This window comes from Methylobacterium sp. CM6247 (assembly GCF_054817925.1).
Genome location: NZ_JBTXKX010000003.1, coordinates 2,410,454 through 2,437,437, shown reverse-complemented (window position 1 = coordinate 2,437,437; position 26,984 = coordinate 2,410,454). Strand labels below are relative to the sequence as shown.

General features: G+C 68.4%; 28 protein-coding genes. 11 read left to right on the top strand and 17 right to left on the bottom strand.

The genetic code is table 11. The features are described from left to right. Window positions 1-67 precede the first annotated feature (67 nt). Together ACYQOP_RS12205 and ACYQOP_RS12200 are read left to right on the top strand one after the other, a co-directional pair. The gene (locus tag ACYQOP_RS12205; protein WP_461222514.1) at window positions 68-1,648 is read left to right on the top strand and encodes a heme biosynthesis HemY N-terminal domain-containing protein; all 1,581 of its coding nucleotides are present in this window, start codon (window positions 68-70) and stop codon (window positions 1,646-1,648) included. 107 nt (window positions 1,649-1,755) lie between these two features. Continuing rightward, the gene (locus ACYQOP_RS12200; protein WP_461222513.1) at window positions 1,756-2,883 is read left to right on the top strand and encodes a DUF2336 domain-containing protein; all 1,128 of its coding nucleotides are present in this window, start codon (window positions 1,756-1,758) and stop codon (window positions 2,881-2,883) included. A gap of 24 nt (window positions 2,884-2,907) precedes the next feature. Here the strand turns inward: ACYQOP_RS12200 and ACYQOP_RS12195 are convergent, their stop codons facing one another. From ACYQOP_RS12195 to ACYQOP_RS12170, 6 genes are all read right to left on the bottom strand, one after another. Continuing rightward, window positions 2,908-3,249, bottom strand: coding sequence for a DUF1491 family protein (locus tag ACYQOP_RS12195; RefSeq protein ID WP_461222512.1), 342 nt, complete (start codon window positions 3,247-3,249; stop codon window positions 2,908-2,910). A 247-nt stretch (window positions 3,250-3,496) separates the two neighbouring features. Next, entirely contained in the window at window positions 3,497-3,940 is a 444-nt protein-coding gene (locus ACYQOP_RS12190) for a hypothetical protein (RefSeq protein ID WP_461222511.1), read from the bottom strand. Between the two features lie 7 nt (window positions 3,941-3,947). Beyond that, a complete protein-coding gene (locus tag ACYQOP_RS12185; protein ID WP_461222510.1) occupies window positions 3,948-4,328 on the bottom strand; it encodes a glycosyl hydrolase in 381 nt (126 codons plus the stop codon). Window positions 4,329-4,399: 71 nt separating this feature from the next. After that, a complete protein-coding gene (locus ACYQOP_RS12180) occupies window positions 4,400-4,861 on the bottom strand; it encodes a hypothetical protein (RefSeq protein ID WP_461222509.1) in 462 nt (153 codons plus the stop codon). Window positions 4,862-5,262: 401 nt separating this feature from the next. Then, window positions 5,263-6,003 (bottom strand): peptidoglycan-binding domain-containing protein, encoded by a 741-nt coding sequence (locus ACYQOP_RS12175; RefSeq protein WP_461222508.1) that lies wholly within the window; start codon window positions 6,001-6,003, stop codon window positions 5,263-5,265. 161 nt (window positions 6,004-6,164) lie between these two features. Continuing rightward, window positions 6,165-8,078 (bottom strand): sensor histidine kinase, encoded by a 1,914-nt coding sequence (locus tag ACYQOP_RS12170; RefSeq protein ID WP_056426076.1) that lies wholly within the window; start codon window positions 8,076-8,078, stop codon window positions 6,165-6,167. A 372-nt stretch (window positions 8,079-8,450) separates the two neighbouring features. Here ACYQOP_RS12170 and ACYQOP_RS12165 point away from each other — a divergent pair, with 372 nt between their 5' ends. Further along, on the top strand, window positions 8,451-8,732 hold the full coding sequence (locus ACYQOP_RS12165) for a hypothetical protein (protein WP_207411694.1): 282 nt from the start codon (window positions 8,451-8,453) through the stop codon (window positions 8,730-8,732). Between the two features lie 40 nt (window positions 8,733-8,772). Here the strand turns inward: ACYQOP_RS12165 and glgX are convergent, their stop codons facing one another. Then, entirely contained in the window at window positions 8,773-10,872 is a 2,100-nt protein-coding gene (glgX, locus tag ACYQOP_RS12160; RefSeq protein ID WP_461222507.1) for a glycogen debranching protein GlgX, read from the bottom strand. A gap of 146 nt (window positions 10,873-11,018) precedes the next feature. After that, on the bottom strand, window positions 11,019-12,440 hold the full coding sequence (locus tag ACYQOP_RS12155; RefSeq protein WP_056426081.1) for an alpha,alpha-trehalose-phosphate synthase (UDP-forming): 1,422 nt from the start codon (window positions 12,438-12,440) through the stop codon (window positions 11,019-11,021). A gap of 405 nt (window positions 12,441-12,845) precedes the next feature. Between ACYQOP_RS12155 and ACYQOP_RS12150 the strand changes: the two genes are divergently transcribed. From ACYQOP_RS12150 to ACYQOP_RS12120, 7 genes are all read left to right on the top strand, one after another. Then, a complete protein-coding gene (locus ACYQOP_RS12150) occupies window positions 12,846-13,355 on the top strand; it encodes a hypothetical protein (protein ID WP_156467727.1) in 510 nt (169 codons plus the stop codon). Between the two features lie 9 nt (window positions 13,356-13,364). Further along, window positions 13,365-13,760, top strand: a complete 396-nt coding sequence (locus tag ACYQOP_RS12145) for a phage holin family protein (RefSeq protein WP_056426085.1) — start codon at window positions 13,365-13,367, stop codon at window positions 13,758-13,760. Next, on the top strand, window positions 13,757-14,146 hold the full coding sequence (locus tag ACYQOP_RS12140) for a DUF3618 domain-containing protein (protein ID WP_461222506.1): 390 nt from the start codon (window positions 13,757-13,759) through the stop codon (window positions 14,144-14,146). Before ACYQOP_RS12145 ends, ACYQOP_RS12140 begins: the two co-directional genes overlap by 4 nt. A 79-nt stretch (window positions 14,147-14,225) precedes the next feature. After that, the gene (locus ACYQOP_RS12135) at window positions 14,226-14,915 is read left to right on the top strand and encodes a CsbD family protein (RefSeq protein ID WP_056452297.1); all 690 of its coding nucleotides are present in this window, start codon (window positions 14,226-14,228) and stop codon (window positions 14,913-14,915) included. Window positions 14,916-15,061: 146 nt separating this feature from the next. Beyond that, window positions 15,062-15,790, top strand: coding sequence for a 5-oxoprolinase subunit PxpB (gene pxpB / locus ACYQOP_RS12130; protein ID WP_461222505.1), 729 nt, complete (start codon window positions 15,062-15,064; stop codon window positions 15,788-15,790). Beyond that, a complete protein-coding gene (locus tag ACYQOP_RS12125) occupies window positions 15,787-16,812 on the top strand; it encodes a 5-oxoprolinase subunit C family protein (RefSeq protein WP_461222504.1) in 1,026 nt (341 codons plus the stop codon). Before pxpB ends, ACYQOP_RS12125 begins: the two co-directional genes overlap by 4 nt. 95 nt (window positions 16,813-16,907) lie before the next feature. Then, window positions 16,908-17,114, top strand: a complete 207-nt coding sequence (locus ACYQOP_RS12120; protein WP_419951134.1) for a hypothetical protein — start codon at window positions 16,908-16,910, stop codon at window positions 17,112-17,114. A gap of 73 nt (window positions 17,115-17,187) precedes the next feature. Here the strand turns inward: ACYQOP_RS12120 and ACYQOP_RS12115 are convergent, their stop codons facing one another. Continuing rightward, window positions 17,188-17,415 (bottom strand): hypothetical protein, encoded by a 228-nt coding sequence (locus ACYQOP_RS12115; protein ID WP_056426098.1) that lies wholly within the window; start codon window positions 17,413-17,415, stop codon window positions 17,188-17,190. A 192-nt stretch (window positions 17,416-17,607) separates the two neighbouring features. Here ACYQOP_RS12115 and ACYQOP_RS12110 point away from each other — a divergent pair, with 192 nt between their 5' ends. Continuing rightward, a complete protein-coding gene (locus ACYQOP_RS12110) occupies window positions 17,608-18,159 on the top strand; it encodes an RBBP9/YdeN family alpha/beta hydrolase (RefSeq protein ID WP_056426103.1) in 552 nt (183 codons plus the stop codon). Between the two features lie 5 nt (window positions 18,160-18,164). On the opposite strand, the gene ACYQOP_RS12105 is transcribed toward ACYQOP_RS12110, so the two are convergent. The 8 genes from ACYQOP_RS12105 to ACYQOP_RS12070 all read right to left on the bottom strand — a co-directional run bounded on the left by ACYQOP_RS12105 (window position 18,165) and on the right by ACYQOP_RS12070 (window position 26,794). Continuing rightward, window positions 18,165-19,196 carry a YcjF family protein gene (locus ACYQOP_RS12105; RefSeq protein WP_461222503.1) on the bottom strand — a complete coding sequence of 344 codons (1,032 nt, stop codon included), beginning with the start codon at window positions 19,194-19,196 and terminating at the stop codon, window positions 18,165-18,167. 284 nt (window positions 19,197-19,480) lie between these two features. Then, window positions 19,481-20,920, bottom strand: coding sequence for a YcjX family GTP-binding protein (locus ACYQOP_RS12100; protein WP_461222502.1), 1,440 nt, complete (start codon window positions 20,918-20,920; stop codon window positions 19,481-19,483). Window positions 20,921-21,015: 95 nt separating this feature from the next. Beyond that, a complete protein-coding gene (locus ACYQOP_RS12095) occupies window positions 21,016-22,122 on the bottom strand; it encodes a hypothetical protein (RefSeq protein WP_461222501.1) in 1,107 nt (368 codons plus the stop codon). 73 nt (window positions 22,123-22,195) lie between these two features. Then, a complete protein-coding gene (locus ACYQOP_RS12090; RefSeq protein ID WP_461222500.1) occupies window positions 22,196-22,720 on the bottom strand; it encodes a SixA phosphatase family protein in 525 nt (174 codons plus the stop codon). A gap of 29 nt (window positions 22,721-22,749) precedes the next feature. Beyond that, window positions 22,750-23,730 (bottom strand): aldo/keto reductase, encoded by a 981-nt coding sequence (locus tag ACYQOP_RS12085; protein ID WP_461222499.1) that lies wholly within the window; start codon window positions 23,728-23,730, stop codon window positions 22,750-22,752. 232 nt (window positions 23,731-23,962) lie between these two features. Then, a complete protein-coding gene (locus tag ACYQOP_RS12080; RefSeq protein ID WP_207411681.1) occupies window positions 23,963-24,814 on the bottom strand; it encodes an AAA family ATPase in 852 nt (283 codons plus the stop codon). Window positions 24,815-24,950: 136 nt separating this feature from the next. Continuing rightward, on the bottom strand, window positions 24,951-25,595 hold the full coding sequence (locus ACYQOP_RS12075; protein ID WP_056149950.1) for a hypothetical protein: 645 nt from the start codon (window positions 25,593-25,595) through the stop codon (window positions 24,951-24,953). Beyond that, window positions 25,592-26,794: an ATPase gene (locus ACYQOP_RS12070; RefSeq protein WP_207411680.1), complete on the bottom strand. Its 1,203-nt coding sequence runs from the start codon at window positions 26,792-26,794 to the stop codon at window positions 25,592-25,594. Before ACYQOP_RS12070 ends, ACYQOP_RS12075 begins: the two co-directional genes overlap by 4 nt. Between the last annotated feature and the right edge of the window lie 190 nt (window positions 26,795-26,984).

Genomic DNA, 26,984 nt, shown 5'->3' with positions numbered 1-26,984 from the left:
TTGCCCGCCTTTCCCGATACTCGCGTCCCCTCCCCGGCCGACGCCACCTTCCGGAGTTCGTGATCCCATGTGGCGCGCCCTCGCCTTTCTAGCCCTCCTCGCCATTGCCGCCTTCGGGGCGACATGGATCGCCGACCGGCCCGGCACGGTCACCATCGTGTGGAACGGGTACGAGGTCGCCACGAGCCTCGCCATCGCCCTGATCGGGGTGCTCATCGCAGCCATCGTCATCGGGTTCATCTGGGCCGTGGTGAGGGGAATCATCACGCTTCCCGAGGCCCTGGTCCGTGGCTCCAAGGAGCGTCGCCGGGCCAAGGGTTTCTCCGCCCTCTCGCGGGGCATGGTCGCGGTCGGCTCGGGCGATCCCCTGGCGGCGCGTCGCCATGCCAGCGACGCCGAGCGTCTGCTCGGTGCCGAGCCGCTGGCGCTTCTCCTGAAGGCGCAGGCCGCGCAGATCTCCGGTGACCGCGAGGCGGCGGAACACGCGTTCCAGCGCATGGTCAACGATCCCGAGACGCGGGTGCTCGGCCTGCGCGGGCTGTTCGTGGAGGCCCGCCGTCGCGAGGACGACGTGGCCGCCCGTGCCTATGCGTCCGAGGCCGCGCGCCTCGCACCCAGCGTCACCTGGGCCAACGAGGCCGTGCTCGAGGCGCAATGCGCGGATGGCGATTGGAGCGGCGCCGTCGAGACGGTGGAGCGCCGTGCCTCCCTCGGCCTCATCGAGAAGGGGCTCGCCCGTCGCCAGCGCGCGGTCCTTCTCACCGCCGCCGCACAGACCCGCGAGGCCGGCGAGCCCGAAGCGGCGACGCAGCGTGCCCTGGACGCGGTCAAGCTCGCGCCCGATCTCGTCCCGGCCGCCTGCATCGCCGGACGCCTGCTCGCGCGGCGCGGCGACCTGAGGAAAGCGGCCAAGATCGTCGAAGCGGCCTGGCGCGCCAATCCCCACCCGGACCTCGCCAAGGTCTATCTCGGCCTGCGCGTGGGCGATTCCGTGCGCGACCGACTCGCCCGGGCCGAAACCCTCGCCAAGATTTCCACTTGGCACCCCGAAGCCCGGCTCGCCATGGCGCAGGCCGCCTTGGAGGCGCAGGAATTCGGCAAGGCCCGTGAAGCGCTGGCGCCCCTTCTCGCCGAGCGTCCGACCGTCCGCACCTGCCTCGCCATGGCGAAGATCGAAGAGGCCGAGCACGGTGCGGGAACAGGCCGGGCACGCGAATGGCTGGCCAAGGCCGCCCACGCCCCGCGCGACCCGATGTGGATCGCGGACGGGATCGCCTCGGAGCGCTGGGCGCCGGTCTCGCCGGTCACCGGCCATCTCGACGCTTTCGTCTGGAAGGCGCCGACCGAGTTGCTCGAAGGGCCCTCCAGCGACGATGTCACCGGCGACCTCGTCGACAAGGACGATCGCAGCCAACCGGCCCTCGCGCCTGCCCTGCAGGGCAGCGAGATGCCGGCACCGGTGCCTGCGCCCGTCGCGTCACCTGCGAAACCCGCCGAACCCCAGCCGGTGAACGGCGCCGCGATGGTGTCGAAACCCTCCGCGCCGGCCACGGGTCCGATGGCACCCGGTGCCGTGACACCGGTGGTATTCCCCCCGCCGAAGGGTTCCGATTCCACGTCAGAGAACAAGGCGCGTCTGGTCGGCTGATCCCGCAATGGGGCAAGAAGGGCGGCGCGGCGGCGTCTCCCTTTAAAGGTCGGTTCACGCAAGCTCGCTAAAGCTGTGTCCAGCGAGTTCTGCGTAAACGAAGTGCCATGTCCCCATCTCTCGACGATGCGCCGGACTTCTCCGGCCTGATCGAACTGTCGCGTCTCGGTGACCTCGATCTGAAACCTGTCATCCTCCGAGTGCAGACCGATCTCTTCCTCACCGCGACCGCGCGGGACAGGAAGACGGTGGAGGCCTTCGAATCCCTGGCCGGCGGCCTGATCCCGACCGTCGACGACGAGACGGCCGAGATCGTGGCGCGCAAGCTGGCGCCCTTCCCCGCGACCCCGCAATCCGTCCTCGCCGCACTCGCCGCACGCGGCGGCGAGATCAGGGATCTGGTGATCGCGCAGGCGCCGGACCTGTCGGCGCTCGTGATCGAGGCCGCACTGGCGGACGGGTCGGACATCGCCGTCGCCATCGCCCGACGGGCCGATCTGAGCCGCAGCCTCATCGACGAGATGGCCTCCCGCGACGTCGCGGCCATCGATCTCGCCCTTGCCGAGAACTGGCAGCTCAGCCTTCAGGGCACCACCGTCGCGCTCCTGGTCGGTCGCGCTAGAACCAGGCCGGACCTGGCCCAGGCGCTGCTCGCCCGTCCCGACCTCGCTCCTGGCGATCTCGGACCGCTGTTTCTGTACTCCGACGAGGAACTCCGCGAGGCGATCGGCCGGGCGGTAGGCTCGCGCGCCGCACTTCGGCCCGCGCCTCCCCTGCCGCGCGAGGCCGGAGCCATCCTCACCGGTTTCTCCGGGCGCAAGGATGTGGCCGGCTTCGTCGGCGCACTGTCGGACATGCTCGGGCTGCAGCGCAATTTTCTCGCCGGGACACCCGACCCGAGCCGCCGCTACGACCTCCTGACCCTGGCGCTTCGCGCGGTCGGGCTGCACGAGGAAGAGGCGGTGTATGTCTTCCTCACCCTCAACGAGACCGTGGCCCGCTCCGTGGACCGGGTCTACGATCTGGTGAAGCTGTTCCGCACCATCCCGCGCGGTGCGGCCCGAGACCTTCTCTGCGCGGTTCTCGACATGCCGCTGGCCGAGCGGCTCAACGGCGGCTCCGCCCACCAGCCCTACGCGGCCCCCGACGCGGTGCGTCCCAGCATGCCCGCCACCGAGCGCGCCCCGCTACGCCCGGCCCTTCCCGGCAGGGTGCGGCAGTCCGGAACGGCCTGACGGTCCGCCGGAGCCCGCGTCGTTCTATTCGACGAGATCGAGATGGTGGCGGCCTGCGCGGTCGTCGATCTCGATGATCCAGAGATCGTCGTCGAAACGCACTTCCTTGCCGATGCGGAGTTCGACATCGGGCGGCGAGGCTTCGCTCATCAGCCGGACGAAGCTGCGGTCCGCCCCGTCCCCGGTATCGACGAGCGATTGGGGTGCCGGACCATAAAGGTCGGCCCGGCCATCCAGACGGTCGACCTTCACGAAGATGGCTCCCGCCTCGGGCGCACCGCGCCGGCGCTGCACCGCGTCGATCCCCTCGACGGCGAGACGGCGGAGATGGGCCGAGACCCAGAAATCGGAGCGCAGGCGAGGCATGGCCCGCCTATAGCACCGATGGATTGGCGCAAGCATCTGCCTCCGTGGACCAATTCCCGGATCTGATCCGACGCTCGATGGCGATCGCCCGTCTCGGGTCTATAAATCGACCGGTGCCGGGTTGATCGACGAGGCTCCTGCGCCTGGATCAGACACAAACGGGACCACCCTTGCGAGGGGCGGTCCCGTTGGGTTTCCAGAGAAGCGTCCAGCCTGAGCACGCCAGGATCGGGTCTGCCCGGAAGACCTACTGGGCGACGGTCGAACCGGTCGTGGTGGTCGATTTCACCGGCTTCGAACCCGGCTCGTGCGACATCGTCTTGGTGCGGGATTCGACGCTCTCGCCATCGCGGACCTTGGTCTTGGTCTGCGACTTCGAGAAGGTGCCGCCGTCATGGGACATCGCCTTCGCCTGTCCGTTCAGGCCACCGTTACCGGTCTCGTTCACGTGCGAGCGATCCTTTGTCTTGCCGCCGGCGGCGCTGCCACCGGTCGCGAGCGAGGAGCCCGTCGCGCCGTCCGAGCCCGTCGAGGTGCCGCCCGTCCCGACCGTCGAGGCGGACGTGCCGCCGGCGGCGGCGGAACCGGCGCTGCCGCCCGTCGCGCTGCCGCGAGTCTGGGCATCGGCGATGGCGGGCGCGAGGAGGAGCCCGAGGGCCGCGAGCGCGGGAAGAACCTTCGTGATCGTCATGTCAGCCTCACCTTTTGTCCTTGGGAACGGTGACCACGCAGTCGCCGTCTCCGGTGGTGGTCATCGTGGTGCCGTTGCCGGAGCTCGAACTCGAGGCCGAGCTGCTCCTCGTGCCATCGGCGGATCGGGTGGTGACGGACGGGCCCCCGGTAGAGGAACTCTTCACGCCGTCCGGACCGGCCGTGACTGAACTCGACACCGCTCCGGTGTTCTTCGCCGCATCGGACGAGACGATTTTACAGGGTTTTCCGTTCGGCCCGGTGGTGACCGTCGTGCCGCCCGAGACGCCGTTCGGTCCCGCGGTGACGGTGCTGGTCTGGGCATGGCTCGCGGCGACCCCGGCAATGGCGAGGGCGCCGCCGAGAAGCGGCAGGATCATACGCGCCATGGTGCAACTCTCCTCGGAAGCGGGATGGGCGCGGCTCCGCAGAACCGCGCCCGAGAGGTCAGACCTGCGGCTCAGCGCTTGTTATGGCCGGGCGCGTTCTCGGAATTGCCGGGACCGCTCTTGTCGTGGCCAGCAGCGCTGCCGGACTTGCCGGCGCCGCCGGACGTTCCGGCGGACGAGCCACCGGTGCCGACCGTCGAGCCGCTGGTGCCCTTGCCGGCCGACGAACCGCCGGTACCGACCGTCGAGCCCGAGCCGCTACCCGTGCCGGCGGACGAACCACCCGTGCCGACGGTCGAGGAGCTGTTGCCGCCACCGGCCGACGAACCGCCCGTGCCCAGCGTCGAGGACGTGCCCGAGCCGCTTCCGGAGCCAGCCGACGAACCACCCGTACCGACCGTCGAAGAACTGGTGCCACCGCCCGAGGAAGAGCCGCCGGTTCCGACGGTGGACGACGACTGCGCGACCGCCAGGGCAGCGCCACCGAGGACGAACGTGGTCGTGAGGGCGACGATGCGAATCTGCTTCAACATAAGGTTGCTCCAGTTGTTGTAGTCTTTACGGAGCAATAAACGGAGACCTGCCAAATACCGTTCCAACAAAATACAGCTTACTTGAGCAAAGTGCCTATCTGAACGGCAGATTAACACGCCGTTCTATTTACCCCGAGCGTGGCCGACCGTTCAGGGACTTGCCCTGCTCGAGAAAGGACTCGTTGGCCGGAACTGCCAAACGGTGTTCGGCCAGAATCTCCGCCAATCCTGAACCGTCAGGAGAGAGGCGCGAGCGGGCAGGAACGACGATTGCCGTTTGACCGTTCCACGCCGACATCGCGGGGGCTTCGCGCGTTCACGCGCCGTCGACACCGAAAGCGGCTTTGCCGCTCTCAGTCCCTCACACACCGAGGTCTGAGGCAGAACGCCGGATCCGACCCTTATCCCTTGGTCGAGCCGGCACGGGAGGCGAGTTCGCGCAAGGTGCGGCCGGCGGCGACGCCCTTGACCGGGAGCTTGCGGTCACGCTCGAATTTCTCGATGGCCGCCCGTGTGCCGGGGCCGAGGACGCCATCGGCGACGAGCGGTCCGTAACCGAGTTTCACCAGGGCGCGCTGTGCCTGCGCCACGGCCTGATCGGGTTTCGGCGTCACCGACGACGTGGTTTCCCCGGCCTTGATGATGTCGGCGATGACATCGCGCTTGGTCGACGCCGCCGCCGGCGCGGGCTTGGGCGCGGGTTTGGCCGCCTCGATGGCCGGCGCGGCTTTCGGCTCGGGAGCGGTCTCGGGCTTCGGCACCTCGATCTTGCGCGGCGCGGCTTCCGCCAGTTTCGCCGGCTCGGCTGTCTGGCCGGATGCCGGCTTGGCGGCGGTGGTGCCGGCACCCTTGCCGAGGGTGGGGAAGAGCGGCGCGGGGTGGCGGCCACCCTGGTAGCCGAGCGCATTCAGGGCGACGGCCGCCACCGCGCCGATGGCAACGACCGAGCCAAGGACTTCTCCCGGCCGGCGCAGGCACAACCGCCCGAACCCGCCGACGGCTTGCACGACGTTCCGGAACCAGCCGGAGGCGGGCCGCCGGGCGGGACCGGAGGCGGGTTTGCGGCGAGGCGCGGAGGCCTGTGCCGTCCTGGTCGGCACGATGATCTCGCGCTGGTCGCGCTTCGGCAGCGGTTCGCGCATGGTCTATCCCCTCGAACGCAGACGACGGCCCGACAGATCGAGCCGGGAACGGAAAACCGGCCCCGGCGAAACGCCGTGCCGGTACGGAATGCGCGCGCCTCGTCCGGGGCATCGAAGCCGGGACGAGGCGCGCGTGGGGCCTTGGAGGTCGCGGAGATTTCTCATCCCGCGCGCTGCATCGGTATGTAGCGTTCGCTCACCGCCTCGGGGGCGGGGTCGAACAGCCCCATCGGTCGGCGCACCGGCACCACCGTCCCGTCGAGGCTCGGCAGGGGCGTCGAACGGCGGATGCCGGTGCGGATCGGGGCCGGCGGTGCGGTGCTGGACCCGCGCCGGCAATCGAGGGGAAGCGTCACGGTCACGCTGGTGCCCTGACGTTCGGCGCTCTCGATGGAGATGCTGCCGCCATGGAGGCCGACGAGGCCCTGCACCACCGAAAGACCGAGCCCGGTTCCCTCATGTGTCCGGTCGTAGCCGCTGCCCGCCTGGAAGAACGGCGCGCCGATACGCGGCAGGTCGTCCGCGCCGATCCCGATCCCGGTATCGGCCACCACGATGTCGAGATGCGCCGCGCTGCGCCGGACGGAGACCTCGATCCGCCCGCCGGGCGCGGTGAACTTCACCGCGTTGGAGAGGAGGTTGATGAGCACCTGACGGCAGGCGCGGGGGTCCGCCATGATGTCGATCCCCAACCCGTCGGTGCCGCGCACCAGGGTGATCCCGCCCTGGTCGGCCCTCAGCTGCATCAGGTCGCAGCAGGTCCGCACGAGCGCGCCGACATTCACCACCTCGGGGACGTAATCGAAATTGCCGCTCTGGATGCGCGACATGTCGAGGAGCGCGTTCACCACGTCCAAGAGATGGCGACCGGAACTGCCGATGATCTCGGCATATTCGCGGCTGCGCTCGGGCCCGAGCGTCATGGAGCTTTGCCCGGCGAGGACTTCCGAGAAGCCGATGATGGCGTTGAGGGGCGTGCGCAATTCGTGGCTGACGGTGGCGAGGAACCGGCTCTTGAGGTCGTCGGCGCGTTCGGCCTCGGCGCGGGCGCGCTCCAGTTCCTCGGCGTGGCGACGGTGCTCGCTGACGTCGCGGGTCACGGAAACCACGCTCGATCCCTCGATCCCCGACAGGGTGCCGACGATGCAATGGGCCCGCATCTCGGCGAAGATCACCCGCGGCTCGCCTTCGGCGCGCTGGGCGGCCGCGTCGAGATGCAGCCGGAACTGGACGGTGGCGGGCTTGCCGCTGGCGGCCACGTCGCTGATCGTCTGCAGCAGGGCCGGACGGTCTCCCACATGGACGCGGTCGAGCAGGCCGTGTCCGCGCAGGCGCCCCGGTTCGATTCCGACGAAACGTGTCGAGGAGGCGCTCGCATCGATGACGCGACCGTTCCGGTCGTGCCAGGTCACGAGGTCGTCGATGGCCGAGAGCAGCATGCGGTCGCGCAATTCGTTGTCGCGCATGCGGGCCAGCCAACGGTCCTCGTGGCGCAGATGCTCCAGGGCCTGGGCGGCCACGTGACCGATGGCCGTGATGGCGAAGACCGGCATCGCGAGGGAGCGGGACAGGTCGAGGAGGGGCAGCGAGATGCTGCCCGGCGGCAGGAAGGCGACGACCAGGGCGCCGATCATCGCGATGAAGGCGGCTGCCAGCGTCGCGCGGCGCGAGCCGGACACGACGGCTTCCAACGGGATCGCTACCAGCCAGATCGCGGCGGCGGAATTCACCCCGCCCGACATCTGGGCGAGGCAGACCACGAGGCCGGTGAGGCCCGCCGACGAGATCGCATGGGCGACCCAGAGGATTCCGGTCCGCGACAGGAACACGGCGGCGAAGATCGGCAGGATCAGGCTGGCGATGGCCAGAACTTCGAGACCGCTGGGGACGCCCCGCCAGAGCAGATAAGGCGGGAGGCAGGCCATCATCACGATCCCGGTCGCGAGGCGCGACACCAGGAACCGCTCGTGCCGGAACCGCACGGCATCGTCGTCGATCACCGACTCATGCACGAGTCCGGCGAGCCGGAGATCGATCAGGGAAGCCAGGCCGCTGTAGATACGCAATACGCACACGCACAGCGCGAAGTGCCAAACAGGCCGCTTCGTCGCCCCTTGCTCGACTTTGACTCGGGTTCGACTTGAACTCGACTGATGCCAAACCTCGCAGACCCGACTTAAGCGAGTGTTGCGCAGACCCCTCCGATTGTTCGCGGATGCTTTCCGGTCCGTAACCAGGCCTATTCGGCGGAAGGTCCCTTTCGGGGCACATCGCCCGTTATCCACAGGGCCGGGCACCACATGCCGGTTCGCTGAAGGGTGCTGGCAAAGCCATGTTCACCATGGTTCTGGATTTCAGGACGCCTGTGATGGGGGCTTTACGTTCTGCGCGGAGGCTCGGTCGCACGGGCCCGCTCACGGCCGACACCGAACCAGTCCGGGAAGCCCATGTCGTTCCTCATCCGCGTCTGCCTCGCCATCGGTGCCCTCTCCTACCTCGCCGCCCACCGCGACGATCCCGACCTCGCGGCGCGCATGACGGCGCCGTCGCTGGAGAAATCCGTCTCCGTCGCCTGGGGAGCGTTGCCGGCCGATACGCGCGAGAAGGCCCTGAGCCAGGCCACCGACGGCTTGGTCCGGCAGGTGGCGGGATCTCTCGCCGGCTCGTCGCGCGACACCCTGGCCGAGACGGATCGCCGTCCGGCCTGGCGCGGCGTGGACGACCGCTGATCGGGACGTGAGCGACCGGACCGGACCGCCTCCCCTTCCCTCAGATCTCGTAGGACGCGGCCTGTCTTCCGCGCAGGACGTAGAGCGAACAGGGATCGAGGCGCAGGCGCGCATTGGGGGGGAACAAGGCCTGCCCGGCCGGGACTGCGCCCGTCGGTCGGGTCGTGTCGAACACGACCATCCACGGCCCGCCGATCACCGGGGCCAGGGTGAAATCGATCGCGTCCTCGGCAGCGTTGATGAGGATCAGCAGGCGGTCCGCGCTCGGTAGATCGTTGCCGATCTGCATGCCGAAGGCCTGCCGGTGTCCGTCGGCCCAGGCCTCGTCGTCCATCTCGGCACCGCAGGGCGAGAGCCAGTGGACGTCGCGCAGCGGCCCCTCCCCGATCACGGCACCGGTCAGGAAGGTCAGGCGGCGCAGGGCCGGTTGCTCGCGGCGCAAGGCCGTGAGGTTGGCGACGAAGGCCGTGAGGCCGGGGTCCGGATCGTTCTCCCAATCGACCCAGTTGATCGCGTTGTCCTGGGCATAGGCGTTGTTGTTGCCGTTCTGGCTCCGCGACCGCTCGTCCCCGGCCAGAAGCATCGGGACGCCCTGGGCCAGAAAGGTCGTCGCCAGCAGGTTGCGCTTCTGCCGCGCGCGAAGGCTCAGAATCGCAGGATCGTCGGTGGGACCCTCGACGCCGTAATTGCGCGAGAGGTTGTGGCCGTGGCCGTCGCGATTGTCCTCGCCGTTGGCGTGGTTGTGCTTCTCCTCGAAGGCGACGACGTCGGCCAGCGTGTAGCCGTCATGGCTCGCCACGTAGTTGATGCTGGCCAAAGGCGAACGGCCGGAGCCGGAGAAGATCTCCCGCGAGCCGGACAGGGCCTGCGTGAGCTTCGGCAGAATGCCGTGGTCTCCGCGCCAGAAGGCGCGGACGCCGTCGCGGAACTGGTCGTTCCACTCGGCCCAGCCGCGCGGATAGGCGCCGAGCTGGTAGCCGCCCATGCCGATATCCCACGGCTCTGCGATCATCTTTGCCCGCGACAGGATCGGGTCCTGCGCGATGGCCTGGAAGAACGCCGCCCTGGGGGTGAAATCGTGCGGCGTGCGTCCGAGGCTGGTGGCGAGATCGAAGCGGAACCCCGCCACACCATAGGCGGTCACCCAGTGCCGCAGGGAGTCGAGGACGAGCTGCATGACCCGCGGGTGGTCGAGGTCGAGGGTGTTGCCGCAACCGGTGCAGTCGATCTCATGCCGCCGGTTCTCCGGGTTGAGCTTGTAATAGCTGGCATTGTCGATGCCCCGGAACGACAGGGTCGGTCCGGTATGATCGGCCTCGCAGGTATGGTTGTAGACGACGTCGAGAATGACCTCGATCCCGGCGGCGGCGAGTTCGCGGATCGCCGCCTTGAGACCACCGGCCCCGGCCGCCCCGAGATAGCGCGGCTCCGGCGCGAAATATCCGAGCGGCGAGTAGCCCCAGAAATTCACCAGCCCCTTCTCCACCAGGAACCGGTCGTCGGCGAAGGCCTGGATCGGGAGAAGCTCGATCGCCGTCACACCCAGCTTCAGCAGGTGCTCGATGATCGCCGGATGGGCCAGGGCGGCATAGGTGCCGCGCTCCGCCTCGGGAATCGCCGGGTGAAGCTGTGTCAGCGCCTTCACATGGGCTTCGTAGATCACGGTCTGCCCGAGGGGACGACGGATCGGCGTGATCGCGAGTTCGGTCAGGTCGGGGGCCGTCACCACGCCGCGCGGCATGAGGGCCGCGCTGTCGCGCCGGTCGATCTGGTCCTCGCGCTGGAGGCCGCGACGGTGACCGTAGAGGGAATCGTGCCAACGGATCCGGCCATGGATCTCGCGCGCATAGGGGTCGAGAACGAGCTTCGCCGGATTGAAACGATGACCGTTGGCCGGGTCCCAGGGGCCGTGCACCCGGTAGCCGTAGAGCTGGCCCGGAAACACGCCGCGCAGATAGCCGTGCCAGACGTCGTCGGTGCGGCAGGGGAGCGGGATGACGCGATGTTCGTGGCGTTCGCCCGGCTCGAACAGGCACAGGTCCACACCGGTGGCGTTCTCGGAAAACAGCGCGAAATTGACACCGCGACCATCGAAATGCGCCCCGAGAGGTCCGGGTACGCCTTCGTCGATGCCGATCATGGAGGCCTTTCGCAGGTGCATAGGCCCAACGAATGCGGGCCGGTCGTCGGCGCGGGTCACGCAAGAACGGTACCCCGGAGCCCTGTCCCGCAACCGGCCTGATTGGCCGGTACCGCTCGCCCCGCCGTTAACAGGACGACGGGGGGCTACTCTGCGGCAGCAGCGGCGCGGGGTGGCTCGCGCTCGACGGTGCGGAAGTTCTCCAGGTCCGTCAAGAAATTCCGCGCCCACCAATCCACATCTTCGCGCGTCATCCGCTCGACCATGGGCTTCCAGCGCTCGATCCGCTCGCCGCGCGGCATGTAGAGCGCCGTGCGGATCGCCTCCGCCACCTCGAACCGGTCATAGGGATTGACCAGCAGGGCCTCGGGCAGCTGCCGGCACGCGCCGGCGAATTTCGACAGCACGAGCACGCCCGGATCGTCCGCTGTCTGGGCGACGATGTATTCCTTGGCGACCAGATTCATCCCGTCGCGCATGGGCGTAACCAGGCCGACGCGGGCGGCGCGATAGAGACCCGCCAGGACAGGACGCGGATAGGCCTTCGTCACGTACTGGATCGGGGTCCAGTTCGGCTCGCCTAGCGCGCCGTTGATCTCGCCGACGGTCTCGTTCACCTCGCGGCTGAGTTCCTCGTATTCCGGCACCTCGGTGCGGGATTTAGGCGTGATCTGGAGGTAGACGACGTTGCCGCGCTGGTCGGGGTTCGATGCGAAGAAGCGGTCCACCGCCTCCATCCGCTCGGGCACGCCCTTGGAATAATCGAGCCGGTCGACGCCGATGAGGAGCTTGCGGGTGCGCAGGCCCGCCATCGTCTCGCGGACAGTCTTGTTGGCGCCGGCATTCTCAGCCGCCTCTTTGAACCCGGCGACATCGATGCCGATGGGGAAGCTGCGAATGCGGGTCCGGCGCCCATCGACCATGAGCGACCCGCCGCCGAGCGGAATGGCCCGCAATTCGTCGATGAGATTGCGCGACAGGTTGTGGACGTCCGGGTCGGTTTGGAGGCCGATCAGGTCGTAATCGGCGATGCCGCGCAGGAGATCACCGCTGGCGGGCAGCGTGTTAAATACGTCCGCCGCCGGCCAGGGAATGTGGTGGAAATAGCCGATGGGGTTGGCGATCCCAAGGCCGCGCAGCTCCGATGCGAGCGGCAGCAGGTGGTAATCGTGGACCCAGATGATGTCGTCTGGCTCGATCAGCTTGGCGAGAGCCCGCGCAAAGGTCCGGTTCACACGCTGGTAACCGGCGTAATCCGAGCGCGAAAACGCCCCCAGGCCGAGCCGGTAATGCATGATCGGCCAGAGCGCACGGTTGGCGAACCCGCTATAATATTCCCGGTGATCCTGAGGCGACAGGTCGACCACGGCGTATTGAACGCGACCGCGATCGATCAGTTCGGGTTCTTCGGACGGATCCTCGACGACTTTGCCGCTCCAGCCGAACCACAGTCCTTCATAGGACGTGAAGGCCTCCTTGACGGCGACCGCCAAACCTCCTGCGGCAACGGATTTCCCGCTGTCTTCAGGGATGGCCACACGGTTCGATACGATGACAAGGCGTGCCACTCAGCGGGCTCCGGTCCTCAGCGTGCGGCGCACCATAAGCGCACCGGACAAGATGATTCCGACAGTCAACGCGCGTAACCCGGCGGTGATCCGTCGGATACGGCTACGTATGTTGATAATCCGCCGACCAACCTAGCCGACAGCGCCGCCCGCGGCCAGAGTTCAGCACCATGAATGTCGGTTCGGCGGTGGATCGCCGGTCGGTTCGGCGGCTGTCGAGCGCCAGGATGGGCCCGGTCCGGCACCCAACGTAAGCTTAGGTGAATCCCGCCGGGCCGGCGGTTCCGACCGTTGGCAGCGCCACCGTCCGAGCATTGCATACGCAGCGCATTCCCTTCGGAACCGCGTCTGTTTCCGTGATGTTGAAGAGCCACAGGTGACACAGACCACAAGTGATCGAGGAGTATGCGCGTGAACGCAAATCAACCCACTGGCCCGGCATCCGCGGCGAACGCCCCCGGGATCGGCTCCGGCGAGGCTGCTACTCCAACCGGCGATTGGCGGACGCTGAAGGGCGATGTCGAGGGCATCGCCGACGTGGCCGTCGAGCGTGGACGGGGATTCGTCGCCGCCGCACGCGCCCATGCCACCGACTATGCCGATCGCCGCAAAGGTGACGCGGCCCAGTCCGTCAACGACCTGGCGCAGGGCCTGCGGGATTCGAGTAAATCCTTCGAGGAGCAGCCCAACATCAAGGCGTTCTTCGACAGCGCCGCCGAGGGACTCGAGCAGCTCGGTTCCTCCATCGAGAACCGCAGTTTCGCCGAGTTCTACGACGAGGCGGAAGCCTTCGCCCGCCGTGCGCCGGTGGCCGTCGCCGTCGCCACCTTCGTGACCGGCTTCGTCGTCTCGCGCTTCATCAAGTCGTCGAGCATCGCGCATGACCGCGATGCCCGCGATTCCTTCCGAAGCTAGGCGGGCGCCATGTCGAACGCCCCTCAATCCAGCATTCAAAGCCTCGTCGGCGATGCCCTGCGCGAGACCAGCGAACTCGCGCGCAAGGAGATGGCGCTCTTTCGCAATGAGATGACGAGCAACGTCCGCACGCTGTTCATCGGCCTCGCGCTGATGGTCGGTGCCGGCGTCTTCGGGGTCGTCGCCCTGTTCGTCCTCGTGGACGCCCTGGTGAAATGGCTCGCGACGGTAGTGCATTCGGAAGCCTTGTCCGCTCTCATCGTCGGAGGCGTGCTTCTGGTCATCGCCATCGTCTTCGCCCTGATCGGGCGGAGCACCATGTCACTCTCCACCCTGGCGCCGACCCGCACGACACGGCAGATGCGCCAGGACGCGCGTGCGTTGTCGGAAAGGGTTTCGGGATGAGTGAATCGTTGAACGATCTCGAAAAGGACATCGAGGCGAGCCGTGCCCGCCTCGATCAGACCATCGATCGCATTCAGGACAGGCTCTCTGTCCCGAGCATCGTCGACGACATGCTGGGCAATGTCCGCCGGACCCCGCTGAGCGGTGCCTATGACGGCGCTCTCGATGCGATACGGCGCAACCCGGTCCCCGTTCTGCTCATCGCGGCCGGCATCGGCTGGCTTCTGCATCGCACCGGCAAGGATCGGCAGACGCTGACGAAGCGTCCGGTCATCGATCCCAACGGTGCGCTGCCGGTGACGCCGGGCGTGGCCGCGAAGACCTACGACCCCGACCAGCCGACCCGCCAGCCCGTGAAGGACCTGGCCGAAGCAAACCAGATCTGAGCCATCACGGGCCGATCGACACCCGACTGATCCGGCAGCGGCATCGCCGCCCCATCCCCATTCGACAGGAGTCGCATCCATGAGTTCCAGCAGCATTCCGGGCGGGCCGAAGAGCTCCCTCCCCGACGACATCGCCGTCTCCGCCGGCCTGCCCCATGGCGACGAGACGGCCCGTTCGCTCCACGACATCTCCGACCGTGCACGCAGCGAAACACGGACCACGGCCGGCGACCTCCGCCACCAGGCTGGCCACCTCGCCGACGATACCCAGTCGAAGGCCGAGGGCTATGCCGACCGCGCCAAGGCCGCGGCCCTCGATGCGCGCGACACCGTCAAGGATAAGGCGGAATCGTTGCTCGACCGCGCGTCCGGGACCTATGACGACGCGCGTGAATGGGCGTCGGACGCCCACCGCTCCGGCCGTCGTAGCATCGGCGAGTTCGCCGAGCGTGGAAGCCAGCGCCTCGACCGCGGCAAGACCAATGTCGAGCAGTTCGTCACCGAGAACCCGCTTCTCGTCGGCGTCGTCGGCCTCGCGGCGGGAATGCTCCTCGGCGCCCTGCTTCCCAGGACGCGCCGCGAGGACGAGACGGTGGGACATTGGTCCGACGAGGTGAAGGACCAGGGCATCCGCTACGCCCGCGACTTCGCCGACCGTGGCCGCGAGTTCGTGGAGAGCGCGCTCGACCCAGAGAATCTCAACACCACGACCCAGGGCGGTTCCGAGCCGTTCCGCAAGCCGGATGTGCCGCCGGTGCGCCAGCACTGAGGGCAGGTTTCCGAACCAAATTTCGCGACGGAAGAGGGGCGGCGCTCGACAGCGCCGCCCCTTTTGTGTTCGGACTGGAGCGAGTGTCGGAATCGGGGTTGCCCCCGGGGCCGACGGAGATTGCGTCGAGCGAGGCCCCGCGACCCGTGTCAGCCCCTCAGCCCCGCCTGCTTTGGTGCGGCGACACTGCGGTCACCGTGGAGTTCGGTGAGACCATCGACCCCGAGGCCAACGCGATGGTCCTGGCCCTCGATCGTGCCGTGCAGGATGCTGACATTTCAGGGCTCGTAGAGACCGTCCCCACCTATCGCTCGCTGACCGTCCATCTCGATCCCTGCGCGGCCGAGCCGAACCGGATCGAAGCCTCGCTCCTCGCCCTGGTCGGTGCGGTCCCCGCCGAGAGGACGCCACGCCGGTTATGGCGCATCCCGGTGGTGTATGGCGGGTCCTTCGGCATCGATCTCGCCGATGTCGCCGCCCATCATGGGTTGAGCGCCGACGAGGTCGTGTCCCGGCATGCCGCAGCCGATTACCGGGTGGCCATGAACGGTTTCCTGCCGGGCTACGCCTATCTCTCCGGTCTCGACCCCAGCCTCGCTCTCTCGCGCCGGGAAAGCCCGAGGCCGGTAACGCCGGCCGGTACGATCTCCATCGGCGGCGTGCAGGCTCTGGTGGCGAGCATCGCCGCCCCGAGCGGATGGCATCTCCTCGGGCGGACCCCCGTGCGCTCGTTTCTACCGGGCCGCGACCCGGTCTTCCTGTTCGAGCCCGGCGACGCCATCCGCTTCCTGCCCATCGAGCCGGAAAGATGGGACGAACTCGACCGGGCCGCGCGCGCCGGTGAGCGCATCGTCGAATGCGAGACCGCGCCGTGACCGCGCGTCTCGTCATCCGCCGATGCCATGGCGCGCTCAGCCTCCAGGATGGCGGACGGCAGGGCTACCAGCGCTACGGCCTTTCCGGCTCCGGTGCGATGGACCGCCTCGCCATGGCGACCGCCAACGCGCTGGTGGGCAATGCCCCTGACGCACCGGTCCTCGAATTCGGGCTCGGCGGCGGGAGCTTCATCGTGGAGGCGGAACAAGGATGGTTCGCCTGCGCCGGCGCGCCCTGCACGCTCCGTATCGAAGGCGCACCCTTTGCCGGTCACCGCACCGCGACCTTGGCGCGAGGCGCCGAACTCATCGTGGACCCGCCGCGTGAGGGAGCGTTCGTCTACTTGGCCGTGGCCGGCGGGTTCGAAGCGGGTGCCGTGCTAGGCAGCATCTCACTCCATCTCCGCGCGGGCATCGGGGGCGTCGAGGGACGTCTGTTCCGATCCGGCGACCATCTGACCTTCGCCGCGATGGAGAGCACCGCACTAGGTGACCGGACCATCGATGCCGTTCCCCTCGACCGGGATGCACCGATCCGCGTCCTGCTCGGCCCCCAGGCCGAACGCTTCACCCAAGGCGGGATCGACACGCTGCTGGGCTCGACCTTCACCGTGTCGCATCGCGCCGACCGGATGGGATACCAGCTCGACGGCCCGGCCATCGCCCATGGCGCGGGCGGCTACAACATCGTCTCCGACGCCACCGTCATGGGCTCGATTCAGGTGCCGGGCAACGGCCTGCCCATCGTGCTGATGGCGGATCGGCAGACCACGGGCGGCTACCCGAAGATCGCGACGGTGATCTCGGCCGATCTGCGCCGCATCGCCCAAAGCCGGCCGGGCGATCCGATCCGGTTCGAGGCCGTCACCCTGGCAACAGCGCGGGAGGCCGCCCTCCGGCGGCAGCGCGACATCGCCGACCTGCCCGGCCGCCTTCGGCCGCTGGGGGGCTTCGACGCGGAGCGGCTCCTGGGGGCAAACCTCGCCGGTCACGCCGTCGATGCCCTGCGGGAAGGCCCATAAGACGTGACGGCATCCGGTCTTACCGAAATTGATTCGTTCGGCAGTGCGCGACACCCCGATGCCGAAGAGCGTCTGTGTGCGGGAGGAGGGCCAGGATGCGGATCGCCGCGTTGATCTTCGGCCTGGCGCTGCTCGTGGCGACGGCCTTCTGGTTCTTCTACCTCGTCCCCCTGGGATGCGCGATGAACACCACCGGCTGCAACGAGCGGTTCACGGTGTGGAGCGGCCTGGGCCTGGTCCATTTCTGGACGCCCTTCCTCATCGCCGTGTCGGCGCTGGCCTATGGTCTGGGACGGCCGTGATCTTACGTGCCTGGCCGACGAAAGCCGCGCCGGCAGCGAGGGGAAGCCGTCGCCCCCTCGTCTCGTTGAGGCTTTATGGGGCCTGCCATTCGACACCGGCATGCTCGCGGATATCGCCGGGCGCGGACCCGGTATCGGCATCGCTGACCCAGTCGCTCGGCTCGACCACATCGACGATCTCGTCGTCGGGATAGGCCGCGGCGAGAAAGACCTTGGCCTCCCCCTCGGCGGCAGCCCGGACCGTGACCAGCGGGCGAAAGCCCTTGGCTGCGCGGATATTGGCGATGAAGAGCTTCGTCATGTGCATTCTCCCGGCCACGCTGACGAGCGCGACACTCGGCTAACGCGGGAAACCTCGATCCGCGCGGGCCCTCGATGAAAATGATGGGCCGCCACCTTTCGCAGCCCGGAGGCACTTCACCCAAGCTGCGATGCCTGCCCAATTCCCCTCATCCGTCTCGACGCCGCGCGAGCGAGCCGCTATCGGGGCAGAATGAAGCTCGCCGATTGCGACATCCTCATCCTCCCCGGCTACGCAGGCTCGGAAGACGGCCATTGGCAGGCCGGCTGGGCCGCTCGCATGGCCAATGCCCGCATCGTCGAGCAGGAGGATTGGCACCATCCCGAGGCCGGCTCCTGGCGCGCGCGTATCGTCGAGGCGGTGGAGGCGGCGACGCGGCCGGTGATCCTCATCGCCCACAGCCTCGGCGTGGTCGCCTCCGTGCAGGCCGCGCCCGCCTTCCCCGAGGGCAAGGTGCGGGGTGCCCTGTTGGTGGCGTTCCCGGATGTGGAGCAGACGCCGAACCTGCCATCGAGCGTCACGGATTTCGCGCCGGTGCCGCGCGATCCCCTGCCCTTCCCGTCCTTGCTGGTGGCGAGCCGCAACGACCCCTATTGCGCTTATGACCGGGCCGAGGACTTCGCCTATTCCTGGGGTTCCGCCCTGGTCGATGCGGGCGAATCCGGCCACATCAACGTGGCGAGCGGGCATGGTCCCTGGCCCGAAGGGCTGATGCGCCTGGCGGGCTTCCTCAAGGGGCTCTGAGCCGCTCACTCCTTCTCGGCCCCGCCCATCGGCTTCAGCAGCTCCCCGGCCACATCCGACAGGCGCGGCGGCTCCTCCCTGACGAAGGGGAGCGGGCGGCAGACGGCCAGGGCGGCGAGGCCGAACCGGGCGGTCATCAGGCCGTTGAGCACGCCCTCGCCGAGCTTCGCCGAGACCCGCGCGGCGATGCCGAGGCCGAGCACCTGCTGGATCATGCTCTCGCCCACCGCCATCCCGCCCGTGACGGTGAGATGCGCGAAGGCGGCGCGGGCAAGACGCAGGAATCCGAGAAAGCCCGGACGCCCGCCATAGATCGTCGCGATCTGGCGCAGGAGGCGCACGGCGGCAAAGACCACGAAGGCCACGTCGACGATGGCGCGCGGGCTGAGCGCCGTCACCGCCGAGACTTGCTTGGCGGCCGAGGCGATGGCGTTGCGGGCCTGCCGGTCGAGGGGTTCGAGCAGTTCGTGCTCGGCGAGCCCGATCCGGTCCTCAACGTCGAGAATCGTATCGCCCAGAGCTTTTAGGCGCTGGCGGCCGGCCGCGAGTCCGGTCCTCGTGGCGTAGAGATCGCAAAGCTCGGCGACCACCGCCTGCGCGCCGGTGTGATCCCGCGTGGCGATAGCCTCGATGGCCTTCGCCCGCAGCTTCTCGATCCGGCGCTCGCGCCAGATGCCCGCGAGCTCGCGCATCACCAGGGCGAGGAAGGCGATGGCCGCGAGGACGAGCAGGGCCAGGGCGACGCCGCCGAGCCAGGGCGCGGCGGAGAACAGGTCCGCGATCATCCGCTCCAGCGACAGGCCGACCGCGAGGGAGACGAGGCCGCCCAAAGCCAGCATCAGCACCGACAACCAGGGCGCCCGCGATTCTGGAGCCACCGGCACGGCGGTGCCGTCCGCCGCCTCGACGATCTCGAACGGCTCTTCGACGATCCGGACCGCGTTCGGCGGCACCGGCGGCGGAACGATGCCCTCCAGGCCCTCGGCCGGCTCGGCGGCGGGGATGCGGAAGGCGCGGGGACGGTTCGGAGAGGTCATGGGCGGACCTTTGATAATGGCATGGTCGCGAAGTGGGATAGATCGGTCGAGCGTCCCTCTCCCCGCCTGCGGGGAGAGGGACGTGTCCCCGCCTGCGGGGAGAAGGACGTGTCCCCCCTCGTCGGGGGGCACGTCGAGGCGGCAGCCGAGGGTGAGGGGGCGATTGCGACAATGCCACATCCGGTCCGGCCCCCTCACCCTCGCTCCGCTCGTCGCGGGGACGACGAGGTCCCCGCGACCCTCTCCCCGCGCGCGGGGAGAGGGGGACTCGCTCGGCCCGGCACTCACGTCAGCTTGTCGCCGATGAGGAACTGCATCGCCCGGTCGAGGCGGATCTGCGGCAGGTGGCCGGGGCGGCCATGGGCGTCGGGCCGGATCAGCGGGGGGCGAAAGCGGGGAAAGCGGAGCGATCCGGGCGGGACCGCGCCGTCGAGGACGGATTCGGGTCGCGAGGGCAACTCACCGGGGAACACCGCCGCCTCGCTCCGCCCGTCGAAAATCTCGTCGCCCACATGCTCGCCCGCCTCGGGCGTTCCCGAGACCGCGCGCAGGGTCATGCCGTCATCGTGGACGGTGGTCTCCCGCGTCGCCCGCACGGAGGCGAGGGCGACGGTGCCGACGCGAGCGCCGGCCGCCTCGGTCCGGCGCATGGCGCGGGAGACGAGGAGCCGCAGCAAAGCCTCCAGTCGGTCGTGGCTGGTCTGGTGCAGGTGATCCGCTTTGGTGGCCGCGAACATGATGCGGTCCGCCCTCGGCGCGAACAGGCGCGACAGGATGGTATTGCGGCCGATGCGGAAGCTGAGGAGCACGGTGTCGAGCGCCTCTTCCAATTCGGCGAGGGCGGCCGGCCCGGCATCGACGGCGGCGAGCACGTCCACGAGGACGATTTGCCGGTCCACCCGCTGGAAGTGGTTACGGAAGAACGGCTCCACGACCTTGGCCTTGTAGGCCTCGAACCGCCGCTCCATGAGCCCCGCGAGGCTGTTCGGGACGATGGTCTCCGGCAGGCCGTCGAGGGGCGCGAAGGTCAGAGCCGGCGATCCGGCGAGGTCGCCGGGCATGAGGAAGCGGCCCGGCGGCGTGGTCGCCACCGATTCCGGCCCGGCGCGCAACGCGGTGAGATAGGCGGTGAAGGCGACGCTCGCCCGCTCGGCCACGACCTCGTCGAGGGGGCCGGACGGGTCGAGATCCTTCAGCACCGCCAGCCAGGGCGCCGCGATGGCGGCGCGCCCGGTGCGCCGGGTGCCCGCGATGGTGGCGGCGGACCATTCCGCGTAGCTCTGGTCGATCAGCGCGAGGTCGAGGAGCCATTCGCCGGGATAATCCACCACGTCGAGCATCAGCGTGCCCGGCCCGGAGCGCCAGCCGCCCTTGCGCTCGTACTCGATGGCGAGGCGGAACTGGCTGATCCGGTCGGTGGAGCGCGGCCACAGGCGCTGCTCCGTCAGGGCCGCGAAATGATCCTCGTAGGGGAAGCGCGGAATGTCGTCGTCGGGTTGCGGCACGAGGCGGGCCCGGCGCAGCCGTCCCTCATGCGCCGGGGCGAAGGCCGGCAGGGCATGGGTTTCCACCAGATGATGGATCAACGCGGTGGTGAACACCGTCTTGCCCGACCGCGCGAGACCGGTGACGCCGAGCCTCAGGGTCGGCTGGATCAGGAGATCGCTCGATGCCTCGGCGAAGGCCTGGATCGCGGAGCCCGCGCGCGAGGCGAAGCTGATCATGAAGCGAGGGTCTCGTTTGGCCGGAGGGGGAGGATGGGTGGCGAATGCAGGGGTGAGGTGGCGCGCGCGTCAAGCGAACGCAAGAACCGGACGCGTCATCGGTCCACCGCGCCGGGATCGCCCTGGGCGGCGACGAGCCGTCCGATGGCGGCCTCGACCAGATCCGGCCCCGCGCGCAGCACGCCGAGTTCCACCGCCGACATGGCGAGCATCACCGGGGCAAGACGGGGCGAGGGCCGACCATCCGCATCGAACAACGCCAGATCGTCCTCGATCTTGAGGCCGACGCTGGCGGCGATACGCGTGGCGTAATTGCGGATGCGGACCTCGTCGTTCCCGCAGAGGGGTGCCGGTGCCGCCAGATCCTGCAGCCGTAGACCCGGTAGTCCAGCCGCGAGTGCGGGCAAAGCCGCGGATTCCGCCGCGAACCGGTCTGCCAGCCGGGAGGACGGCGATGTCGCCCCGGTCTCGGACGGGCTTGCGATGATCGCCGTGATCGCCGGCCGGCCAATCGTCTCGGCGGCCCCCGCGACACGGACGGGCCTCGGCTTTTGCGCGCCCGCCATCCTAGCCAGCGGCGACCAGGGCTGAACCCGAAGCGGCCCGCCCCGCGCGACCATGCGGGGCTTGCGCATTCCTCCGCGCGCATGGCGGGCGAGGTAGCGGGCCCGGAGTGTCTTGCCGAGACCGAGCGGCGCGAGACCGGTGGAGACCTTACCACCCGAAACCCCGGCGCTCGAAACAGCGCATTCCGCCGGCGCCCATCGACGGACGATGGACAGGGCGTTACGGCGGCCGAACTCGCGATAATAGCGCCGGAGCAGGAGGGCCGCCGCGTCGGCGCCGTCGCCGGCTTTGGCGAACCCGGTATGGCCCTCCGCATCGCTGCCGATCTCGCCCCGCCACCGGGCGCTCTTGATGCACCAGTAATTGTTGAGCTTGACGCAGCGCGCCACGAAAGCGGGCGGGACCGGCGCGTAGCGGGCGACCAGGGCGAGGGACGCCGGACGCAGGGCCGCCCCCGCTTCCGCCCGCCAGTTCGACACTGCCCGCTCGCTGGCGAGAAAACTCGGGGCCTCGGAGGGAGGGGCAACCATCGCCACAGCCGATTCCGCACGAGCGACGCCGGACTTCACGGCATCGAGGCCGATACCCATGCGCGGCATCAGGGATATCAGGACGAGAAGCGTGGTGACGAACACGGGATCAGCGGTGGCGGGCCATGGCACTGAGCAACGGCCCAGCCGGTGATCCGTTCAATCTCGCCACATAGGCTCAGGCGGCGTCATCGCGGTCGAGGCCCTTGGGCGTGACGAACCGTTCGAGCCGGCCCGCGCCGGGGCGGAACCCGGTCCAGGCATCGCCCTCGATATCGATGATGGCGAGCGCCGCGGTCGGGAATTCCACCGAGAGCCGCGCCCTCGCCTCGCGGGGGCCGTCGCCCACGAGATCGAGGGAGAGATCCTGCAGCCCGGGATTGTGCCCGATCATGAGCAGGGTCCGGATTTCGGCGGGCGTCGACCGGATGACTTTGAGCAGCGCGCTTTCCGGCGCTTCGTAGATCGCGTCGACGATCTCGACCTCGGGATTGCCGAGGGCGGCGAACATGCCCTCCCAAGTCTGTCGCGTCCGCAAGGACGGAGAGACGACGACCTTCTGGGGGATCAGATTCTGCGCCGCCAGATAGGCCCCCATCTGCGGCGCGGCCTTGAATCCGCGTGGGTTCAGCGGACGGTCGATATCGCGCACGCCCGGCGAACGGTCGGACTTGGCGTGGCGCAGGAGCATCAGGCGGCGCATGGACGGAGAACCTTCCTAGTCTAAAGGCCTTACTGGAAGCCGACGACGGGGTGCGGCGTGTAGAGCGATTCGAGGGCGGAGATTTCGTCGGCATCGAGCGCGAGGTCGAGCGCCGCCACGGCATCGGTCAGGTGGCTGGGTTTCGACGCCCCGATGATCGGCGCGGTGACGATCGGTTTCTGGATCACCCAGGCCAAAGCCACCTGCGCCCGCGACACGCCCCGCGCTTGCGCGATCTCCGCCACCTTGCCGACGATGGCCCGGTCGGCCTCCTCTGCGGAGGCATAGAGCCGCTTGCCGACCTCGTCGGAATCCTGGCGCGCGCTGCGCTCGTCCCAGTCGCGGGTCAGGCGCCCGCGCGCCAGCGGGCTCCAGGGCAGGACACCGATGCCCTGGTCGGCGCAGAGCGGCAGCATCTCGCGCTCCTCCTCGCGGTGGAGGAGGTTGTAATGGTCCTGCATCGTCGAGAACCGGGTCCAGCCATGGAGATCGGCGGTGAACAGGGCCTTGGCGAATTGCCAGGCGTACATCGAGGACGCGCCGATATAGCGGGCCTTGCCGGCCTTCACCACGTCATGGAGCGCCTCCATCGTCACCTCGATGGGCGTGCCGTAATCCCAGCGATGGATCTGGAGGAGATCGACATGGTCGGTGCCGAGCCGCTTCAGGCTGGCATCGATGGAAGCGAAGATCGCCTTGCGGGAGAGGCCGCCGGCATTGGGCTGGTCCTTCAGCGGATAATAGCACTTCGTCGCGAGCACGACGCTGTCGCGGTCGGCGAAGTCCTTGAGGGCGCGCCCGACGATCTCCTCGCTGGTCCCGTCGGAATAGTAATTCGCCGTGTCGAAGAAGTTGATGCCGAGTTCGATCGCCTGCCGGATGAGCGGCCGGCTCTCGTCCTCCCGCATGGTCCAGGGATGGGGGCCGCGCTCGGGAATGCCGTAGGTCATGCAGCCGAGGCAGAGCGGCGACACGTCGAGGCCGGTCCGGCCGAGTTTCTTCATCTTCATGGACAATCCTCCGATGACATGTCGGCCCTATCCGGGCCTGCCTTCGCTCACCCCAAGGCCCGGCCTCGATGGCGACGCCCTGGTTCATGTCCCCGCGTCATCCTGGGGCCGCGTAGCGGAGCCCAGGATCCAGAAACGCAGGTCCGGCCCATTCCTGGCATCGTCACGGTTCTGGATCCCGGGCTCGCCTCCGGCGCCCCGGGATGACGGCGCGGCTCGATACCCGCCCGCTTTAGCCCCCTCTTCCCTCGCGACGCATCATGAAGGCCAGTTTCTCGAACAGGCTGACATCCTGCTCGTTCTTCAGGAGCGCGCCGTGGAGCGGCGGGATCAGCTTGCGGCCGTCGCGCTCGCGCAGGGTCTCTGGCGAGACATCCTCCGACACGAGGAGCTTGAGCCAATCCAGCAATTCCGAGGTGGAGGGCTTCTTCTTCAAGCCCGGCACCTCCCGCGTCTCGAGGAAGACCCGCAGGGCCTCCTCCACGAGGCGATGCTTGATGCCGGGGAAGTGCACCTCGACGATGGCCTTCAGCGTCTCGGCGTCGGGAAACTTGATGTAGTGGAAGAAGCAGCGGCGCAGAAACGCGTCCGGCAGTTCCTTCTCGTTGTTCGAGGTGATGATGACGATGGGGCGGCGCTCGGCGCGGATCGTCTCGCCGGTCTCGTAGACGTGGAACTCCATCCGGTCGAGTTCGGTCAGAAGGTCGTTCGGGAACTCGATATCGGCCTTGTCGATCTCGTCGATGAGGAGAACCGGACGCTCGGGATGCGTGAACGCCTCCCACAGCTTGCCGCGCCGGATGTAGTTGCCGATCTCCGACACGCGCGGATCGCCGAGCTGGCTGTCGCGCAGGCGCGAGACCGCGTCGTATTCGTAGAGGCCCTGCTGCGCCTTGGTGGTGGATTTGACGTTCCAGGTCAGGAGCGGCGCACCGAGCCCCTTGGCGATCTCCTCCGCCAGCACGGTCTTGCCGGTGCCGGGCTCGCCCTTCACCAGAAGCGGCCGCTCCAGCACGATGGCCGCGTTGACGGCGGTGGTGAGGTCCGAGGTGGCGACGTAATCGGCGGTACCGGTAAAGCGCATGAGGCGTCGGCTTTCTGTTGCGGCTTCATCCATTGGGAAGCTTCAGCCTCTGCGGAGCAGCCGATGCGCGTTTCCCCGAAGCGGGATGGCGACGGGTGCCCTCCCACTACCGAAATTCGGCTGAAGCGTAGAGCCCTCAGAGCGACTTCCCGTCGCTCCAGACGCAGTTCGAGGCCAGGATCGCGAGGTTCACGTCGGATTTCTGCGGCTGCGGCAGAACCTTGCCGTCCATGGCGAGATCGATCTTCATCTCGACCTGGCCCTTGGCCTCGTTGGTCCGGCGGGAGAAGTAGCAATATTGCTGGAACGGCACCTCCTCATTGGCGCGGAAGTTCCAGCCGGTGACGATCTGGCCGTCCATGTAGGGGACCTGTTTGAACACCGTGAAGGTGGTGTTCACCGTGGCCTTGGAGGCGGGGGCGGCGTCCTTGCCGAGTTGGGCCTGGGTCGGCGACGGGGACGAGCGGACGGGGCCGCCTTCCAGTTTCAGGACGTTGTCGGTGAGCGTCACCTCACCCTTGGTCTTCAACGTCACGTCGGACAGCGCGGCCTGCATGGCGGCGGCGATCTTCTCGGCGGCCGAGTCGAACTGGTTCATATAGGCGTAGCCATAGGACGCCGCGCCGATGCCGATGCCGGCGAGCGCCGCGAAAGCACCCGCCCCGATGGCCCGGAACAGGAAGGCGCGCGCGGCGGTGATCCTCGTCTCGGCCCGGAGCCGGCCGTTGACGCTCTGGGCCAGGACGACGTTTTCCGGCGTCCCCGATGCGTGGATGCTCATGCGCCGGCTCCCGCATTAGCCGCGGGCGGGATGTGGATATTGGGCGCGGTGCGGCGGTCCAGCGGGATCACCTCACCCGTTGGCGTCACGTCGCGAACGGGCTTGGGCGGCGCCAGGCCCATCTCCTGGCGAATGGAATCGGTGATCGAGTCGAGCATGTAGGGCGTCGCCTCGAGGTTCACGGCGGCGCCGAGATCGTCCTCGTCCATGAAGGTCTTGCGCACCGAGACCGCGCAGAGCGCCAGGATCGTCGAGGCGAAGGCGGCGCAGAGGGCCGGCACGAACACGAAGATGCGGAGGAACGCGTGGACCTGCGCGTCCGTGACGTCGATCGGATCGACGCCGTAGACCATGGCGGTGAAGGAGTGGAGCTGCGAGCGGTTCACCGAATTGCGATAGGCCTGCTCGGCATCGGCGACCTTACGCTCGGCCACGCCACGGTCGAGTTCGGCCCGCGCCTTGCGGGCCTCTTCGAGGGACTTCGTCACCACCGCCCGGTCGGCGCCGGCCTTGCCGACACTGGCATTGAGGGTGGCGGTGCGCGGATCGGTGACGCATTTCAGGTTGGAATAGCGCTGGCCCTTGCTGTTGGTGCCCGAGACGCGCTCACAGCGCTGGGCGGGCAAGGCCGAAAGCTGGCTCGCATTCTCGGCGGCGCGCTTCTCGATCTGGTCGAGTTCCGTCGTGTACTGGGCCACACGGGCATCGGCGGCGGCGATGCGGTTGTCGATGGTCGAGCGGTCGGCCTGCGCGTCCTTGAGGGCGGTCTTGGCCTTGGCCGCATCCATGAGGCGCGGGTGGAACATCATCTCGCCGAGCTGCGACACCGACTTGGTGGTGACGCCTGCGGCGAAGATGATGCCGACGATGGCTAGCGCCCGGATGAAGTAGGAGCGCTGCGTGCGGGCCAGGATGCCCAGCGGCACGCGGCAAAGCTCCACCGCCGCGTAGACGAGCGGCGCGAGGAGCATGAAGTAGAAGGCCTTGTCGTCCCCGTCGCTGTAGACCCCGGCGAACAGCCAGGCGCCCCAGAGGGACGCGCCGATGACCATGAACTCGACGAGATAAGCGATCCCGACATAGCCCCACTTGATCCGGTAGCCCTTCTCGAGATGGCGCTCGTGCGTCCAGCGCTCGGACTCACGGATCCAGTCACGTCGTTCGCGCTGAACATCCCGGTTGGGCGGCGACTTTCGCATGAGGCACTCGTGTCTTCAAAAAACGCGACGAACGACGCAACAAACCGTGAGGTAAGCTGGGGCTTAACCGATCGTTAAGTTCCGCCCTATGCGGCCATTGTGCCGTTTTTGCGCCATTCCGTATCGCAGCGCAAAACCCCTTCCGCGCCAGCGCGTCCCGCATGCATGGCTGAGTGCGGCGAGGGATGAA

Coding starts and splice junctions, on each gene's coding strand:
- ACYQOP_RS12205 (WP_461222514.1), top strand. CDS start 68: ATGTGGCGCGCCCTCGCCTTTCTAGCCCTCCTCGCCATTGCCGCCTTC.
- ACYQOP_RS12200 (WP_461222513.1), top strand. CDS start 1,756: ATGTCCCCATCTCTCGACGATGCGCCGGACTTCTCCGGCCTGATCGAA.
- ACYQOP_RS12195 (WP_461222512.1), bottom strand. CDS start 3,249: ATGCCTCGCCTGCGCTCCGATTTCTGGGTCTCGGCCCATCTCCGCCGT.
- ACYQOP_RS12190 (WP_461222511.1), bottom strand. CDS start 3,940: ATGACGATCACGAAGGTTCTTCCCGCGCTCGCGGCCCTCGGGCTCCTC.
- ACYQOP_RS12185 (WP_461222510.1), bottom strand. CDS start 4,328: ATGGCGCGTATGATCCTGCCGCTTCTCGGCGGCGCCCTCGCCATTGCC.
- ACYQOP_RS12180 (WP_461222509.1), bottom strand. CDS start 4,861: ATGTTGAAGCAGATTCGCATCGTCGCCCTCACGACCACGTTCGTCCTC.
- ACYQOP_RS12175 (WP_461222508.1), bottom strand. CDS start 6,003: ATGCGCGAACCGCTGCCGAAGCGCGACCAGCGCGAGATCATCGTGCCG.
- ACYQOP_RS12165 (WP_207411694.1), top strand. CDS start 8,451: ATGTCGTTCCTCATCCGCGTCTGCCTCGCCATCGGTGCCCTCTCCTAC.
- glgX (WP_461222507.1), bottom strand. CDS start 10,872: ATGATCGGCATCGACGAAGGCGTACCCGGACCTCTCGGGGCGCATTTC.
- ACYQOP_RS12150 (WP_156467727.1), top strand. CDS start 12,846: ATGCGCGTGAACGCAAATCAACCCACTGGCCCGGCATCCGCGGCGAAC.
- ACYQOP_RS12145 (WP_056426085.1), top strand. CDS start 13,365: ATGTCGAACGCCCCTCAATCCAGCATTCAAAGCCTCGTCGGCGATGCC.
- ACYQOP_RS12140 (WP_461222506.1), top strand. CDS start 13,757: ATGAGTGAATCGTTGAACGATCTCGAAAAGGACATCGAGGCGAGCCGT.
- ACYQOP_RS12135 (WP_056452297.1), top strand. CDS start 14,226: ATGAGTTCCAGCAGCATTCCGGGCGGGCCGAAGAGCTCCCTCCCCGAC.
- ACYQOP_RS12120 (WP_419951134.1), top strand. CDS start 16,908: ATGCGGATCGCCGCGTTGATCTTCGGCCTGGCGCTGCTCGTGGCGACG.
- ACYQOP_RS12115 (WP_056426098.1), bottom strand. CDS start 17,415: ATGACGAAGCTCTTCATCGCCAATATCCGCGCAGCCAAGGGCTTTCGC.
- ACYQOP_RS12110 (WP_056426103.1), top strand. CDS start 17,608: ATGAAGCTCGCCGATTGCGACATCCTCATCCTCCCCGGCTACGCAGGC.
- ACYQOP_RS12105 (WP_461222503.1), bottom strand. CDS start 19,196: ATGACCTCTCCGAACCGTCCCCGCGCCTTCCGCATCCCCGCCGCCGAG.
- ACYQOP_RS12100 (WP_461222502.1), bottom strand. CDS start 20,920: ATGATCAGCTTCGCCTCGCGCGCGGGCTCCGCGATCCAGGCCTTCGCC.
- ACYQOP_RS12090 (WP_461222500.1), bottom strand. CDS start 22,720: ATGCGCCGCCTGATGCTCCTGCGCCACGCCAAGTCCGACCGTTCGCCG.
- ACYQOP_RS12085 (WP_461222499.1), bottom strand. CDS start 23,730: ATGAAGATGAAGAAACTCGGCCGGACCGGCCTCGACGTGTCGCCGCTC.
- ACYQOP_RS12080 (WP_207411681.1), bottom strand. CDS start 24,814: ATGCGCTTTACCGGTACCGCCGATTACGTCGCCACCTCGGACCTCACC.
- ACYQOP_RS12075 (WP_056149950.1), bottom strand. CDS start 25,595: ATGAGCATCCACGCATCGGGGACGCCGGAAAACGTCGTCCTGGCCCAG.
- ACYQOP_RS12070 (WP_207411680.1), bottom strand. CDS start 26,794: ATGCGAAAGTCGCCGCCCAACCGGGATGTTCAGCGCGAACGACGTGAC.